The sequence below is a fragment of the Christensenella timonensis genome (assembly GCF_900087015.1).
GTDB lineage: Bacteria > Bacillota > Clostridia > Christensenellales > Christensenellaceae > Christensenella > Christensenella timonensis.
On record NZ_FLKP01000002.1, the window covers coordinates 1344905 to 1361560 of the forward strand.

Genomic DNA, 16656 nt, shown 5'->3' on the forward strand with positions numbered 1-16656 from the left:
GGCTATGCTGGGACTGTATTTTCACATACCGTTTTGCATCAAAAAATGCGCATATTGTGATTTTGTATCGACGGGGCAGCAAAGCAAGATCGCCCCGTATATGCACGCGCTCCAAAAAGAAACGGAGCTCATCGGCGGAATGTACAACAAGGCCGTGGATTCCGTATTTTTTGGCGGGGGAACGCCTTCGCTGATCGATGAGGATTATATCGGCCGGATCATGGATACGGTGCGGCGGCTTTTCAAATTCCGGGAGGATGCGGAGGTGACGCTGGAAGCGAATCCGTGCTCGCTGACGCCGGGAAAATTGGCGGCCTATCAAAAGGCGGGCATCAACCGATTGAGTATCGGCTTGCAGGCGGCGCAGGATCAACATTTGAAAACGCTGGGACGGCAGCATACGGTTGCGATGTTCGATGAAGCGTTTGGGATGGCGCGGGAAGCAGGCTTTGAGAACATCAATGTCGATGCGATCTATGCGCTGCCGGGGCAGGAGCTTGCGGAATGGGAGGAAACGCTGTTCCATATCCTGCATAAAAAACCCGAGCACGTTTCCGCATATGCCTTGAAGATCGAGCAGGGAACGCCTATGGCGCGTATGGTAGCGGACGGGGAGATCACGCCAGCCGACGAGGACACGGATGTGCGCATGTACCATATGGCGCAAGCGATCCTGGGCAACAAAGGCTATACAAATTACGAGATATCGAATTTTGCGATCGCCGGGTATGAATGTGCGCACAACCTGAAATATTGGAACTTAAAGGATTATATCGGTCTCGGTGTTTCCGCGCATTCGTGTATCGAGCGCCTGCGTTTTGCGAACACGGAAAACATCGACGGGTATATCAAAAATATGGGTAAGGGGGCCCTGCGTTATGAACAGTCCGACTTTATCGACGATACGGAGCGCAAGGTCGAATATATCATGCTCAAGCTGCGCCTGAAAAAAGGGTTTTTGCTTTATGACTACAAGAGCCGTTTTGGCGAGGATTTTTTGCTGACGCATGCGCAGGAGCTGAAAAAAGCGTGCAGCGAAGGGCTTTGCGTGGTGAAGGATGATTGCGTCATGCCTACAAAAAGAGGATTTGACCTGCAAAACAGGCTGGTTTCGATCCTGATTGAGAATATGTGACCGCTATTCACAATAAGTTCATGAACAGTCGCTATAATTTTATCAATCGAACTTGACAACCACCGCGTGCGGTGGTATCTTTATATCAAGGATTAGCACTCGACGTTGATGAGTGCTAACAAATCGGTTTGAGACCGGTTTTTTGTGTATACAAATAAGGAAAGGAGTGTGCGGCATGGAATTATCGGATAGAAAACTGAAGATATTAAAGGCCATTATCGATGATTATATCGATACGGGTATTCCTGTCGGTTCGCGCACGCTTTCCAAAAAACCGGATCTTGACTACAGCCCGGCGACGATACGGAATGAGATGGCTGACCTTGAAGATATGGGTTTTTTAGACCAGCCCCATACTTCAGCGGGAAGGACACCCAGCGACAAGGCGTACAGGCTCTATGTAGACCGGATGATGCACATCGGCCGTGTCACCAAGGACGAGGCGCTTTTCATCCGCCACTATTTTGACGCGCGCATTGGTGAGATCGGCGAGGTTCTGGAATCGGCGGCCAAAGCGCTTTCGGACGCGACCAAGCACATTTCCATGGTGACTGCGCCCAATCTGGAAAGTGTAAAACTGCGCCGCATCCAGCTTGTAAAGATTACGGAAACAAAGGCGATGCTGATCTTCGTAACGGACAACGGCATTGTGCAGGACCAGATGATTACTGTGCCCGCAGGAATGGACGCGCACCAGATGGAGCTCCTTTCCAATATGCTGACAGACAAGGTGCAGAACGCTTCCCTAAAGGAGGCGGGCGGGATTATCGAGGGCATATGCAAAGATACGCTTGAAGAACAGCGCGTCATTATGGATAAGGTGCTGGAAGCGATCAATTTGAGCCGCGAAAAAAAGGAAATGGTTTTTGGCGGGGCGCAGAACATTTTCAATTACCCGGAATATAAGGACGTTTCAAAAGCGCAGCATTTCTTGCAGCTTTTGGAGACCAAGGACATGCTCTACCAGGTGATGTCAAATGCAACGGATCTGGAATTTTCAATCCGCATCGGCAGGGAGAACCCGTATGACGACTTTAAGGATATGAGTATCGTGACGGCGACATATAAGATTGGCGGGGAGAAGATTGGGTCGTTTGGTGTGATCGGACCGACACGTATGGATTATGCCCGCGTGCTCTCCGTCCTTAATTATGTCGGAATGAGTTTGAGCGATATCCTATCGTGTTTGCTGGAAACAGACGATAAGAAATAAATAAGGCAGGTACAGGAAATTGGCACAAAAAAAACATACGCAGGCAAAAGAACAGGAAAAAACCAAGCAGGAACCCGACTTGAAAGAGAAGGAAGCCGAAACGGATCAGGAAGAAGGCTCTGGACAGGAAGAAAAAGCATGTGAGGCAGGGGCCGACGAAAGCAAGGAAGACAAATTAAGCGAGCAGTTAAAGGCGCTGGAGGCGGAAAAAGACGAATATGTGAATGCGCTGATCCGTGAACGGGCGGATTTTGAGAACTATAAAAAACGCAACGCGGATTTGTCCGCAAATTCTTACCAGAACGGCGTTGCGGATGCGGCAACGGCAATGCTGCCCGTGCTCGATAATTTTGAACGGGCGTTGGCAACAGAGTGCGGCGACCAGGCTTTTTTGGACGGCGTGGGCATGATTATGCGGCAGTTCCAGGAGGCGCTCAAGAACCTGGGGGTAGAGGAGATCGCCGCCGACGGACAGTTTGACCCGGAATTCCACAATGCGGTGATGCAGGTGGAAGAGGAGGGGCGTGAGCCCAACAGCATCGTGGAGGTGCTGCAAAAAGGATATATCCTCAAAGGGAAGGTGTTGCGGCACACGATGGTAAAAGTAGCGAAGTAAAACGCATACAGCGTTTTGCAATAAATTGTAAAAATGGAAATCATATTTAGGAGGACGAAATAAATGGGTAAAGTAATTGGGATCGATTTAGGGACAACAAACTCCTGCGTAGCGGTGATGGAAGGCGGCGAAGCCGTTGTCATCCCCAACGCGGAAGGCGGCAGGACGACCGCATCGGTTGTGGCGTTTTCTAATACGGGAGAAAGGCTGGTAGGCCAGGTGGCAAAGCGTCAGGCTGTTACCAATCCGGATCATACGGTCATGTCCATAAAACGCGACATGGGCACGGACAAAAAAGTGACGATCGAAGGCAAGACGTATTCGCCGCAGGAAATCTCGGCGATGATCCTGCAGAAGCTGAAAGCGGACGCAGAAGCATATTTGGGAGAGACGGTGACGCAGGCCGTTATTACGGTTCCGGCATATTTTTCGGACGCGCAGCGCCAGGCGACAAAGGACGCGGGTAAGATCGCAGGGCTTGAAGTGCTGCGTATCGTTAACGAGCCGACTGCAGCAGCGCTCGCTTACGGACTTGAAAAAGACCACAGCCAGAAAATACTGGTATATGACCTGGGCGGCGGTACGTTCGACGTATCCCTTTTGGAGATCGGCGACGGCGTCATCGAGGTGCTGGCTACAAGCGGAAACAACCGTTTGGGCGGCGACGACTTTGACGACAAGATCGTAAACTGGATGGTCGCGGAGTTCAAAAAGAGCGACGGGATCGACCTGGGGAGCGACAAGATCGCGCTGCAGCGCCTTAAAGAAGCTGCGGAAAAAGCGAAAATCGAACTTTCCGGCGTGATGCAGACGAATATCAACTTGCCTTTTATTACGGCGGATGCATCCGGGCCCAAGCATCTTGACCTGACGCTGACGCGTGCGAAATTCGACGAGCTGACGGCAGATCTCGTAAAGGAAACGGAGGGGCCGACGGTAAACGCGATCAAGGATGCGGGCATAAAGAGCTCGGAGATCGACAAGGTATTGCTGGTGGGCGGTTCGTCGCGTATCCCGGCGGTACAGGATATGGTCAAGAGGATCACGGGCAAAGAGCCTTTCAAGGGCATCAACCCAGACGAGTGCGTCGCCATGGGCGCGGCGATTCAGGCAGGCGTTTTGGGCGGCGAAGTAAAAGACGTGCTGCTGCTTGACGTTACGCCGCTTTCTTTGGGGATCGAAACGATGGGCGGCGTGTCCACGAAGCTGATTGAAAGGAACACGACGATCCCGGCGAAAAAGAGCCAGGTATTCTCCACGGCGGCCGACGGCCAGACGAGCGTGGAAATCCACGTGCTGCAGGGCGAACGTGAAATGGCGGCTTATAATAAGACGCTTGGGAAGTTCCAGCTGACGGGTATCGCGCCCGCGCCCAGGGGCGTGCCGCAGATCGAAGTTACGTTCGATATCGATGCCAACGGTATTGTAAACGTATCCGCTAAGGATATGGGTACAGGCAAGGAACAGAAGATCACGATCACGGCTTCCACGAACCTTTCCGACGAGGACATCGATAAGGCTGTTAAGGAGGCGGAGAAGTTTGCACAGGAAGACAAGGAACGCAAGGCAGAGGTAGAAGCGCGCAACAATGCGGATTCGCTGGTATACCAGACGGAAAAGACCTTGAAAGACCTGGGCGATAAGGTGTCTGCCGACGACAAGAAGAAGATCGAGGAGGAAGTGGCGGCTACGAAGGAAGCGCTCAAGACAACGGATGTTGAAAAGATCAAATCTGCGACGGAAAAACTGCAGAACGTATCGTTTGAGACGTTTGGAAAGATCTACCAGCAGGCGGGCGGAGACCCGAATGCGGCAGGTGGACAAGGAGCGGCCGGCGGCGCCGGATTTGACCCGAATTACGATCCGAACGCGGGTGCAAAGCAGGACGACAATGTTGTAGACGCGGACTATGAAGTGGTGGACGACGACAAAAAAGACGACGAAAAGAAAGACTGATCATAATATCAATAGAAAACTTCCTGAAAAGCCAGAGCGGTAAGCTTTGGCTTTTCGGAGGTTAGGAATCTTTGGGAGAGGTATATGACACTTGGCTAAGGACTATTATGAAACACTGGGCGTTGACAAAAACGCCAGTGCAGACGAAATCAAAAGTGCATACAGGAAACTGGCAAAGCAGTATCACCCGGATATGAACAAGGGCGACGAGGGTGCGGCGCAGAAATTCAAGGAAGTGAACGAAGCTTATCAGGTTTTAAGCGACGACCAGAAGCGCCAGCAGTACGACACGTTCGGCACTGCGGACATGGGCGGCGCCGGGGGTTACGGCGGTCAGGGCGGCTTTGGCGGGTTTGAAGGCTTCGGCGGCTTTGGCGATATTTTCGACAACATTTTTGGCGGAGGAATGCGCCAGCAAAGGGGTGGCCCGCAGCGGGGCAGCGATATCCGCGTGAATATGCGCATCAGCTTTGAGCAGGCCGCAAACGGGCTGAAAGAAGAAATCAACGTCAATCGTCTGGAAAAATGCGATACCTGCAGCGGAACGGGAGCAAAGCCAGGTACGCAGAGACGTACCTGCCCGACGTGCAACGGAACGGGGCAGCAAAGGGTGCAGCAGCAGACGATGTTCGGCAATTTTGTCAACGTACAGACTTGCCCGACCTGCGGCGGAGAAGGAACCATTGTGGATTCTCCCTGCGAAGACTGCAAGGGGAAAGGTACCAAACAAAAGCAGCGCACAATCATGGTCAATGTCCCGGCAGGGATCGACAACGGCCAGGTGCTGACCATGCGCGGGGAAGGAAATGCGGGAAAGCACGGCGGCCCTGCCGGCGACCTGCAGATCGTGATCTCCGTAAAACCGCATAAGCTGTTTGAACGCCTGGGGTACGATCTTTACCTCGATATGAACATCAACATGATGCAGGCGGCGCTCGGCGACGAGATCGAGGTACCGGTGCTGGACGGTAAGGTGCGCTATAAGGTGGAGCCGGGGACACAGCCGGGTACGGTATTCCGCTTGAAGGGCAAAGGGATCAAATACCTGAACAGTAACCGCACGGGGGATCTTTATGTACGCGCAAATGTGCAAATTCCCAAGAAATTGAGCGAGAAACAGAAGAAGATATTGCGCGATTTTGGAGATAAGGCCAAGGCAAAGGATCGTGAGGCTGAGTTTGTAAAACCAAAGGACGCGTTTTAAAAGCAGGCGGCATTGTAAAAATCGCAAGATATTGTGCCTTTCAAGTTGACAGGTTCATGAAAATTGGATATAATGTGCTTGGTCACATATGTGACCGAAAATGAAAGAGGAGGAATTTATACATTATGACAGCATTAATTCTCGGAATCATAGCAGCCGTATGCACAGGTCTTTCCTTCGCACAGATCCCATTCGTAGGCTTTATCGGTATCGTTCTCGGTATCGTTGCGTGGGTAATGGGTGCGAAAGCGGTCAAAGCGAATCCGGCTGACGGACAGGCAAAGGCTGGTAAAATCCTGGGCATGATCGTAACGATCCTGGCAATCATTTCGGTTATTATTGTAGCAGTTGCAGCGGCAGCGCTGGTTGGTACAATGATGGGCGCGATGATGTAATCACCGGCATACAAAGACAAAAAAGATCCTGCCAGGCGGCAGGATCTTTTTTATTGTTTCAAACGTCATGTAAACTTCAGCCTGCCCTAACAATATGTACATGTGGATTTCACACTGGACAGCCATACTGAAAATATCATAGCGGAAAGGAAAGCACAGGTGATGAAAAAAATGATGGCAGTCATATTGACGGTTTTGCTGTCCGCGGCAGTCGTTAGCTGCAGCAGTAAGGAAGTAGAGGGCGTAATGCAAAATGTAAGTTCCGCCGATGTGGTATCGACCATTACAGATACACCGGACGGGACGGCTATAACGCTTAAGGAGAGTGACACACAGATCAGTGGAGCGGGAGCACAGGCCGACGGCGCGGACGTCACGATCTCATCGGCAGGGACTTACAATATATCTGGTGAGACAACGGACGGGACGGTCACGGTCGATGCGCCGGGAGGGGAAGTCGTCCTGATCTTGAACGGGGTATCAATCAAGAGCGCCTCCGGGCCTGCGATCCTCATAAAGGATGCGGGTAGCGTGACGGTAACATTGGCGGATGGGACGGTCAATACTTTGGAGGATGCAGGGGAAAGCAATTATGACGGTGCGCTTTATGGATGTATCTCTTATACGATCAACGGCGAAGGGACGCTGGTCGTGAATGGGACGGCAGAAGAAGGTATCGCGAGCGAGATGCACTTGACGATCGAAAGCGGTACTATCGAAATCACAGCTTCTGACGACGGAATCAACGCCAACAACGACGGTGTGAGCGAGATCATCATCAATGGGGGCACGATCTATATCAACGCAGGAGGCGATGGGATCGATTCCAACGGCTCTATCGAAATGAACGGGGGTACGGTCGTGACCTTCGGGGCGGTAAACGACGCAAACGGCGGCCTCGATGCAGACAGCGGTATCACCATGAACGGAGGAACAGTGCTGGCCACGGGTGCGAACATCTCTACCCCGTCGGGGGGTGCGCAAAAATATATCGTGGCAAGCGTAAACGGCCAGGCGGGCGATACAGTCTCGATCGGCGCAAACGGTGCGGAACTCTTTTCGGCAGAGCTTGCACAGACATGCCGGATGATCTTGTATTCCAGTCCGGATATCGAAGAGGGCGCCGTTTATGATGTGTCCCTCAACGGGACGGTGCAGGCGAGCGTGACCACGGATGACGTGAACGCTGCAGGTGGTCCGGGAGGCGGTAAACAGCCGATGCCAATGAACTGAAAATGCCGAAAGCCGGAGTCCTGGTGCGGGATCTCCGGCTTTTTTGTATATTTGCATTCGGGCCGGGTTTATGGGTATAATAAAAAGAATAAATATTTTAGGAGAGCAGTGGAGCATGGATTGGTTAAAGATCAGTGTTTTTACGCAAAAGGAAGCGGAAGAGATCGTTACGGCGCTGTTGATGGAGGCCGGCGCGCACGGCGTATCCGTCGAAGGGGACAACGAAGCGTGTGCGAAAGGCGGATTGCCGTGGGACTATCTTTCTGACGAGGTCACGAAAAAGGCGCCGTTTTGCGTGGCGGCTTTTTTCCCGTGCGACGGCAATGAAGGGGCCGTACTGGACGATATCCAACGCAGGATCGGCGATGTACGCAGCATGAACCTGGGCCTGCCGCTGGGGACGCTGGAAGTAAAAACAGACGTGGTGTATGAACAGGACTGGGAGAATGCGTGGAAGGCGTATTTCAAACCGGCCAAGATTTCCGATTTTTTTGTCATCAAACCGACATGGGAGGATTATGAGGCGAAAAAGGACGAGATCATCATCGAGATCGATCCGGGGATGGCCTTTGGCACGGGCAACCACGAAACCACGCGTATGTGCGTACACCTGCTGGAAGAATATATGGAGCCGGGCATGACGGTCATTGACGCGGGATGCGGCAGCGGTATCCTTTCCATTGCCGCGGCGAAGCTGGGGGCTCAGAAAATATATGCGCTTGATTTAGACCCGGTCGCCGTCGAGGTAACGAGTGAAAATGCGGCGCTTAACGGATGTGAAGATGTGATCGGGGCGCAAAAATCCGACTTGCTTTCTGAAGTGCCGGAAGGGGAAAAGGCGGATATCGTTGTGGCAAACATCATCGCAGACGTGGTGATCAGCTTGAACAGTATTGCAAAGCATTACCTGAAGGTAGGCGGTATGTATGTTTGCTCGGGCATCATCGATTCGCGCCTGGGGGATGTACGCAAGTCCATCGAAGGGGAAGGCTATAAGGTCATTCAGATTTTAGAGGATGGGGAATGGCGGGCGATCGCCTGTAAGTACAGAGGATGAAAAGGTTTTTTACACAGCAGGTCACGGATGGTGTGGCCTGCGTCACAGGGGGCGAAGCAAAGCATATTTCGCGCGTCCTTCGGATGGAGGCAGGGGATATGCTTATTCTCTTTGACGGCAGCGGGGCCGATTATACCGGAAAGATCAAGGCGGTCACGGCAGAAGCGGTAGAGATCGAGATATTGGGTAAACGGGAGGCGGGAAACGAACCGCGTGCGCGCATCCATATCTGCCAGGCGGTCATCAAAAGCGACCATCTGGATTATGTGGTACAAAAGTGTACGGAGATGGGCGCGTATGATTTCATACCTTTTTTGAGCGAACGGTGCGTCAAGCGGCCGGATGAAAAATCTGCTGTTAAACTGGTAGAGCGTGAACGCAGGATCGCAATGGAAGCGGCGAAACAATGCGGAAGGTCACGCGTGCCCGGTGTGGACGGGATCGTGACGATTAGGGAATTGTCGGCGTGCTTGAAAGAAGCAAACGGACTGGTGTTGCTGGCGTATGAGGATGAAAAAAGGACGCAGATCCGGCAGGTACTGGAGGCAAACCCGGACGAGAAGGATATCTATGTGGTTATCGGCCCGGAAGGCGGCTTCGCCAAAGAGGAAGCCGATATGTTGAAAGAGGCGGGCGCAAAGGTTTGCAGCCTGGGAAAGCTGATCCTGCGCAGCGAAACGGCGGGATTGGCAGCTGCGGCGATGATCGGTTACCACCTGATGGGGGACGGCGTATGAGGGTAGCGGCATATACGCTGGGCTGCAAGGTCAACCAGTACGATACCAACGCCATGGTAGAGCTGCTTTTGCACGCAGGGTTTACGCAGGTGGGATTTGGGCAGGAAGCAGAGGTGTACCTGGTCAATACCTGCACAGTCACGAATATGGCGGACAAAAAATCGCGGAATATGATACGGCGTATCCACCACCGGTATCCGCATACAATCATTTGCGTATGCGGCTGCTTGGCGCAGCGCGACAGCGAAGAGGTCAGCAGGATAGAAGGCGTGAGCGCAGTGGTCGGCACGGAGGACAGGAGGAATATCGTCTCTGTGATCAATGCGTGCCTGAATGGTGGGAAAACCTGTCGGGTGCGTGAGATCAATAGCGGGGAAACCTTTGAGGAATTGAGCGTGCAAACCAGCGGGGAGCTTGAGCGCGGCTATATCAAGATACAGGAGGGCTGTAATAATTTTTGCAGCTATTGCATCATCCCGTATGTGAGGGGGCGGGTGCGTTCCCGCGGAAGGCAGGATATCTTAAAGGAAGCCCGCGCGCTGGCATCCTCGGGGGTGCAGGAGATCGTACTCACGGGCATCCATATTTCCTCCTATGGACAGGAGAACGGGGAACCGTTGATCGGGATGCTGCAGGATTTGAATGCGCTCAGAGGGATCAGGCGCATTCGTTTGGGATCGCTCGAGCCGCATATCCTGGAACAACCGTTTTTGCAGGAATTATATGGGCTCAAGAAAATCTGCCCGCATTTTCATGTGTCGCTGCAAAGCGGCTGTGACAGCGTACTTTCGCGCATGAACCGTAAATATACTGCGGAGGAATTTGCGCAATATATCGAAAATGTCAGGAGGATTTATGAGGATCCTGCGGTGACGACGGACGTGATCACCGGCTTTCCGGGAGAAACAGAAGAGGATTTTGAAGAGACCGTGCGGTTTATAAAGCAAGTGGGATTTTCGCGTATGCATGTATTTCCCTATTCGGAACGGGAAGGGACGCCGGCGGCGGCTATGGGAGGCTCCGTCCCCATGCAATTGCGCAGGGAACGGGCGAACAGGCTGATCGATGCGGGGAAAAACATGGAAAAGGAATATGCCCTGCGGTTTTTGGACACTGTGCAGGAAGTGCTGTTCGAGCAGGAGGCAAAAGACGGACTGGCGGAAGGGTATACGGATCGTTACCTGCGTGTACATGCAAAGGGGCGTCCGGGGATGCTTGAAAGGATTCTATTGAACCGTTATGAAGACGGTATATTGTATGGAGAACAGGTAAGATAGGAGAGTATGGAAATGGAAGATTGTTTATTCTGCAAGATCATCGCGGGGGACATCCCCTCAAACAAAGTATATGAAGACGACATGGTATATGCCTTTTACGATATCGAGCCGCAGGCTCCCGAGCATATCCTGATCATCCCCAAAAAGCATTTTGACAGCATCCTTAGCGTAGCGGGAAAAGATTTTGAATATGTGGACCGTATGATAGAGGCGGCGCAAAAGCTTGCCAAAGAAAAAGGCTTTGAAAAAGATGGATTCAGGCTGGTATTCAATACGGGCAAAGACGGAGGGCAGACCGTGCAGCACCTGCACATGCACCTGCTGGGAGGGCGGAGCCTCCAGTGGCCTCCGGGCTGACGGGGAAAGGCGTATATGGAACTGAAAACAACACAGGCGGGAGATATCCCGGCCTTTCGCAGGCTTTACGAGAAAGCTTTCCCCAAAAACGAAAAATTTCCTTTCCGCGCTCTTTTAAAGCGATTCCGGAAGGGTAATATCGAGTTCCTTTCGATCGTGGACGGCGGGATGTTTGCGGGACTGATGATCCTGGCCGAAGACAGCGGTAAAGCATTGCTGAATTATTTTGCCATCGATGAGGCGAACAGGGGAAAAGGATATGGCAGCAAGGCGCTGGCGCTGTTAAAGGAGCGTATCGGCAGCCGTGAGCTTTTTTTGGATATCGAGCTTGTCATGCCCGGGGTTCCGAACGCGGCGCAGAGGGAAAAGCGTAAGGCGTTTTACCTGCGCAATGGGTTTACAGAAGCGGGCCTGCGCTTTAAAATGTTTGGCGACAGTTTCGAGATGCTGTCGAGCGGCGCCGCCATGGATATGGATACGCTGCGTGCGATGCTGGGCCGGATTTACGGGAAACCGGCGGAATTGATCATGAAAATCGTTCTGAAGCCTTTGAAATAGCTGTTGACATCATGGGCGGTTTTGACTATAATACAGTGGTATGAAATAACTCCCAGTTCTTGTTTTGAAACGGGGACAGAGTACGGGAGGAGGGGAGATAATGTCTGAGATACGCGTAGGCGAAAACGAAACACTGGAAAGTGCTCTTCGGAGATTCAAGCGCAAATGTGCAAGAGCCGGAGTTCTGGCTGAAATCAGGAAACGTGAGCATTATGAAAAACCCAGCGTAAAGAGAAAGAAAAAAGCTGAGGCTGCAAGGAAGAGAAAACACTAAGCAGGGAAACGAAACGGGCCGGTTATTGTGATTGGCCCGTTTTTTATTGTAACAAAATTACCTTTTGTGGTGTTTTAAGGGAAAATATGGTATGATCTATTTGTTATTCTGGCAATCGTATAGACAAACACAGTTGGAGGATAGAAAGCTTGGCGGAAAAGCAAACGAATATAGACGTTTCTTTTGACAGCATGGATCAGATGTCCGGCGTTTTTGGAAGCTTTGACGAAAATATCAACATCATTTCGGCGCAGACGGGGACGACGATCCGGGCTACGGAACATGGTATTTGTATTTCGGGTACGCAAAAGGCGGCGCAGGAAGCGGCGGACATCATCGAAGTGCTGAAAAAGATGTACAATAAAAACGAGACGATCGGCGAAAGCACTATCGGTTATGCGATGGAGTTGGTGAGCGAAGGGCATCAGGAAATGGTAAACGAAATGATGTCCGATGTGGTGGCGATTACCTCGCGCGGCAAACAGATCAAATGCAAATCGTACGGACAAAAGGAATATATCAAGTCGATTAAGGATAATACGGTCGTGATTTGCGTAGGCCCTGCGGGAACGGGCAAAACGTATCTGGCGATGGCGATGGCCGTAGTCGCGCTGAAAAATAAACAGATATCGCGTATTATCCTGACGCGCCCGGCTGTGGAAGCAGGCGAAAAGCTTGGGTTTTTGCCGGGCGACCTGCAAAACAAGGTGGATCCGTATCTGCGTCCGCTTTATGACGCGCTTTACGATTTCATGGGGGCGGAGGCATACGCGCGCCTTTCCGAAAAAGGCGTGATCGAGGTAGCGCCGCTCGCCTATATGCGCGGGCGCACCTTAAACGATGCCTTTATTATTCTGGATGAGGCGCAGAACTGTACGATGGAGCAGATGAAGATGTTCCTGACACGGTTCGGCGAAAACTCCAAGGTCGTCGTCACAGGCGATATCACGCAGATCGACCTTCCGAAGGAGCGCTCGTCAGGCCTGAAAAAGGTGACGTCGATCCTGAAAAATATCGACCATATCGGGATCGTGAACCTCACGAACAAAGACGTTGTACGGCATCCGTTGGTCAAGAATATCGTCAAGGCATTTGAAAAGTATGAAAACAGGCGGGGAAATACGATCGTATAGCAAAAGTGGTTAGGGGATTTTATGGCTTTTAAAAACGAGAGAAATAAAAAAGCATTTGTAAATTTGCTGATGGCTGTCGGCTCGCTTGGCGTATGTATCGCGATCGCGCTTGTTTCGATCACCCCGCAGACATACGATATTTCCGTAGGAGAGATATCAAGCCAGACGATCACCGCGCCCAAAGACGTGGTGGACGAGGTCACGACGCAGGCAAAGATCGAGGAAGCACAGGCGCAGGTGGGGCCGTCTTATAAAAAGGACGCGGATATCACCCAGCAGGTAAATAAAAAGATCAGCGAAGATTTCGCGGCCTTTGAAAGGGCACGCGCGCAGGCGCAAAGTATATACGATCAGAAAGAACAGGAAAAGGCTGATGCGGTGCAAAAAGAGATCGATAAGGTGCAGCAGGAAAATGCAGGATTGACCGATCCCGCTGCGTCCCCCGCGCCGCTGCCCACGCCGTATGCGGCTGCCACGCTCGACCCGGCGGCAATGCAATGGGACAGCTTGCTGACGCAGGAGCAGATCACGGAACTAAAAGATATGCTGCCCGATTATATTGACAATACCCAGTTTTACCATATTCTCTCGCTGACGGCAAAGCAGTTGTCCAACCTGCAGGAGGCTGTGTCGGGCGAAATCGAGAACCTGCTTTCCAAGGGCATCGGAAACGATGAGCTGGATCAGATGAAAAGCGACGCAATCCAGACGATCGAGGAAAAGCTGGATTTGAACGAAGCGATGCGTAGCCTGCTGGTGGCGGTGGTGTCCAACGACCTCGCATCAAATGTGGTCTTTGATGAAGCGGCGACAAAAGAAGCGCGCGATAAGGCGGCGGAGCTGGTGACCCCCAAAATATACAAAAGCGGGCAGAACATCGTTGTGAAAGGCGAGATCGTCGGGGATGCGGAATATAACGTTTTGAAATCCCTGGGGCTTTTGAGTACGGAATCCACTTCGGTACGGCCATACCTTGGCATCATTATTTATATCGTATTGGCTTACGTGCTGTATGCGGTTTTCCTGGCGGTGTTTAACCGGCGGCTGTTGATGAATACCAAAAAGATAGCGATTCTAGCGATACTGACGGCCGTTGCCTATGGGGCGACGACCCTCGCGCAGCTGGTGGCGATCCATGTATTCCCGATTTTCCTCTTCGTCATACTGGGGGCGGTGTTATTGTCGCCCAAAAATGCGCTGATATACAGCGTGTTCCTCTCGCTGCTGCTGGTGAGCGTGACGACGGGGGGACAGGAAATGTTCAGCGAGGCTTCTCTGATGCTGTTGCTGATTATGATGATGGGGAGCTTTTTTGCGGTATATACGCTAAAGGATATGCGTTACCGTTCCCGGCTTGTCCTGGGGGGGCTTACTGCCGCGATACCGGGGGTTGTGGTCGTGCTGATCATATGGATGCTGCAGGTTCCGGTACTGGGAGACCAAGCGCCGAGTATGCAGCAGATGTTTAACGGCATGGCCATGATCGTGATCAGCGGGGTCATGTGCGGGATCGTCAGTATCGGCGTGCTTCCGCTTTTGGAAAACGCGTTCAAGCTGACGACGCCGACCAAGCTTTTGGAGCTCTCCGACCCGACGCATCCGCTGACCAAGCGGCTGATGATCGAGGCGCCGGGAACGTATCACCACAGTATTTTAGTGGCGAACCTGGCGGAGGCAGGGTGCAACGCAGTGGGGGGATTTTCGCTGTTGGCAAGGGTCGGCGCATATTTCCACGATGTGGGAAAAGTGGAAAACCCGATGTTTTTCAAAGAAAACCAGAGAAACAACGTGAACCCGCATGACAAGCTCGATCCTAAGGAAAGCGCAGAAATCATCAGGAAGCACGTGCCGGATGGCGTAGCGATGCTGAAAAAATATAAAATGCCGAGCGAGATCATCGATATTGTCCGTAACCACCACGGAAACGGGACGGTCGGATATTTCTATTATGAGGCGCTGAAACAGGACGAAAATACGGATGTGGAAGATTTCAGTTATGCGGGCAATCCTCCGGACACCAAGGAAGGCGCGATCGTCATGCTGGCGGATATCGTAGAGGCGGCCGTGAGGAGCCTGGACGACCCGAGCAGGGAAGAGATATCCGATATGGTACATAAACTGATCAAAGCGAGGTACGACGAAGGCCTGCTGGATCGTGCTCCGCTCAATAGGCGTGACCTGCGTGATATCGCGGAGGCGTTCATCAATGTTTTCGACGGTGTGTACCACCAGCGGATCAAGTACCCGGAGATCAAAATACATGGAGCAGACGATGAAGATAATATTCTCTGACGAACAGGAAAAAATAGCATTCTCAGACGAGATCCGTACGGCGATCGAAAAAGCGCTTCAGGCGGCGGAGCGGGAAGCCGGGATGCCGTGCTGCCTCAATATCATGCTGACGGATGGCGAGGGCATACGGGAACTCAACCGGGAGTTCCGGGGGATCGACAAAGAAACGGACGTCCTTTCCTTTCCGGCTTACGAGCTTAGCGGATTATTCGCGCAGACCGCGGGCGGGATCGACCTGGAATATGTCGATGGGGATGTGTTTTTGGGAGATATCGCGATCTCGCTGGAACGCGCGCAGGAGCAGGCGGAAGAATATGGACATTCCCTCGTGCGGGAAGCGGCTTTTTTGGCGCTGCATGGGACGCTGCACCTTCTGGGATACGACCATATGTCGCCGGAAGAGGAAGAGCGCATGACGGGCAGGCAGGAAGAGATTTTGAATTCGGTCAATATTGGCAGGTAAGGGAATGGACGAAAAGGAAAGCGGAAAAAAATACAGGCCAAAAAAATCATTGATGAGCAGCTTCAACCATGCGATCAATGGTTTTTTACAGTCGTTCAAGCTGGAACGCAACATGAAGATACACATTGCGCTTGCCGTGGTGGTCATTGTCGCGGCGCTGGTCACACAGGTGACGCGCTTTGAAATGATGGCCCTGGTGCTTTCCATTGCCTTTGTGATCTTTGCGGAGCTGATGAATACTGCGGTGGAGGCGGCGGTGGATATTGCCACGCATAACCAGTATAACGAGCTGGCGCGCCTTGCTAAGGATGTGAGCGCGGGGGCTGTGTTTGTAGCGGCGATGAGCGCCCTGGTCATTGGGTACCTCGTGTTTTTCCGTAAGCTGTATACGTATTCCTATCTTTCGGTCAATTATATCAATAACATATCAGGGTATATTACTTTTGCGGCGCTCGTATTGGTTTTTATTGCCGTGATTATCTTAAAATCACGTTCCATGAAAAAAGGCGGGAACTATGTGCAGGGCGGCATGCCGAGCGGGCATACTGCATTTGCATTCGCGCTTTTTACGGCGATCGCATTTGTTTCGGGCGATCCGGTCACTTCTACGTTTGCGGCCGTTTTGGCGCTGATCGTGGCGGAAAGCCGCATGGAAACAAAGGTGCACACGTTCGCGGAAGTTTTGGTGGGCGCGTTTATGGGTATCGGTATTACGGTTATAGTCTTTGAGCTCGCAGAATTGTTTGTGTTTTAGGA

17 protein-coding genes are annotated in these 16656 nt (G+C 52.1%); all 17 read left to right on the forward strand.

Translation table 11 applies throughout. The annotated features are described in order from the left end of the window. The first annotated feature begins 4 nt into the window (after positions 1-4). The 17 genes from hemW to BN6471_RS07855 all read left to right on the forward strand — a co-directional run bounded on the left by hemW (position 5) and on the right by BN6471_RS07855 (position 16654). Complete coding sequence (hemW, locus tag BN6471_RS07775; RefSeq protein ID WP_066647413.1) at positions 5-1135, forward strand: radical SAM family heme chaperone HemW; 1131 nt, start codon at positions 5-7, stop codon at positions 1133-1135. 175 nt (positions 1136-1310) lie between these two features. After that, positions 1311-2348, forward strand: coding sequence for a heat-inducible transcriptional repressor HrcA (gene hrcA, locus BN6471_RS07780; protein ID WP_066647420.1), 1038 nt, complete (start codon positions 1311-1313; stop codon positions 2346-2348). Between the two features lie 19 nt (positions 2349-2367). After that, a complete protein-coding gene (gene grpE, locus BN6471_RS07785; RefSeq protein ID WP_074025762.1) occupies positions 2368-2964 on the forward strand; it encodes a nucleotide exchange factor GrpE in 597 nt (198 codons plus the stop codon). A gap of 63 nt (positions 2965-3027) precedes the next feature. After that, a complete protein-coding gene (gene dnaK / locus BN6471_RS07790) occupies positions 3028-4920 on the forward strand; it encodes a molecular chaperone DnaK (RefSeq protein WP_066647423.1) in 1893 nt (630 codons plus the stop codon). A gap of 91 nt (positions 4921-5011) precedes the next feature. Then, positions 5012-6124 (forward strand): molecular chaperone DnaJ, encoded by a 1113-nt coding sequence (dnaJ, locus tag BN6471_RS07795; RefSeq protein WP_066647425.1) that lies wholly within the window; start codon positions 5012-5014, stop codon positions 6122-6124. A gap of 125 nt (positions 6125-6249) precedes the next feature. After that, positions 6250-6519, forward strand: a complete 270-nt coding sequence (locus BN6471_RS07800; RefSeq protein WP_066647431.1) for a hypothetical protein — start codon at positions 6250-6252, stop codon at positions 6517-6519. Between the two features lie 162 nt (positions 6520-6681). Beyond that, the gene (locus BN6471_RS07805; RefSeq protein WP_066647433.1) at positions 6682-7752 is read left to right on the forward strand and encodes a carbohydrate-binding domain-containing protein; all 1071 of its coding nucleotides are present in this window, start codon (positions 6682-6684) and stop codon (positions 7750-7752) included. Between the two features lie 115 nt (positions 7753-7867). After that, positions 7868-8809 carry a 50S ribosomal protein L11 methyltransferase gene (prmA, locus tag BN6471_RS07810; protein ID WP_066647436.1) on the forward strand — a complete coding sequence of 314 codons (942 nt, stop codon included), beginning with the start codon at positions 7868-7870 and terminating at the stop codon, positions 8807-8809. After that, positions 8806-9546, forward strand: a complete 741-nt coding sequence (locus BN6471_RS07815) for an RsmE family RNA methyltransferase (RefSeq protein ID WP_066647439.1) — start codon at positions 8806-8808, stop codon at positions 9544-9546. Before prmA ends, BN6471_RS07815 begins: the two co-directional genes overlap by 4 nt. After that, on the forward strand, positions 9543-10823 hold the full coding sequence (gene mtaB / locus BN6471_RS07820) for a tRNA (N(6)-L-threonylcarbamoyladenosine(37)-C(2))-methylthiotransferase MtaB (protein ID WP_066647441.1): 1281 nt from the start codon (positions 9543-9545) through the stop codon (positions 10821-10823). Before BN6471_RS07815 ends, mtaB begins: the two co-directional genes overlap by 4 nt. Before the next feature lie 12 nt (positions 10824-10835). After that, the gene (locus BN6471_RS07825) at positions 10836-11180 is read left to right on the forward strand and encodes a histidine triad nucleotide-binding protein (protein WP_066647444.1); all 345 of its coding nucleotides are present in this window, start codon (positions 10836-10838) and stop codon (positions 11178-11180) included. Between the two features lie 15 nt (positions 11181-11195). Further along, positions 11196-11738 carry a GNAT family N-acetyltransferase gene (locus BN6471_RS07830; protein WP_066647447.1) on the forward strand — a complete coding sequence of 181 codons (543 nt, stop codon included), beginning with the start codon at positions 11196-11198 and terminating at the stop codon, positions 11736-11738. Between the two features lie 100 nt (positions 11739-11838). Then, positions 11839-12012, forward strand: a complete 174-nt coding sequence (gene rpsU / locus BN6471_RS07835) for a 30S ribosomal protein S21 (RefSeq protein ID WP_046444557.1) — start codon at positions 11839-11841, stop codon at positions 12010-12012. Between the two features lie 191 nt (positions 12013-12203). Then, a complete protein-coding gene (locus tag BN6471_RS07840; RefSeq protein WP_066649944.1) occupies positions 12204-13145 on the forward strand; it encodes a PhoH family protein in 942 nt (313 codons plus the stop codon). Between the two features lie 21 nt (positions 13146-13166). After that, positions 13167-15437 carry an HD family phosphohydrolase gene (locus BN6471_RS07845; RefSeq protein ID WP_066647450.1) on the forward strand — a complete coding sequence of 757 codons (2271 nt, stop codon included), beginning with the start codon at positions 13167-13169 and terminating at the stop codon, positions 15435-15437. Then, complete coding sequence (ybeY, locus tag BN6471_RS07850; RefSeq protein ID WP_204213238.1) at positions 15406-15900, forward strand: rRNA maturation RNase YbeY; 495 nt, start codon at positions 15406-15408, stop codon at positions 15898-15900. Before BN6471_RS07845 ends, ybeY begins: the two co-directional genes overlap by 32 nt. A 4-nt stretch (positions 15901-15904) precedes the next feature. Continuing rightward, the gene (locus BN6471_RS07855) at positions 15905-16654 is read left to right on the forward strand and encodes a diacylglycerol kinase (RefSeq protein ID WP_066649949.1); all 750 of its coding nucleotides are present in this window, start codon (positions 15905-15907) and stop codon (positions 16652-16654) included. Positions 16655-16656 lie beyond the last annotated feature (2 nt).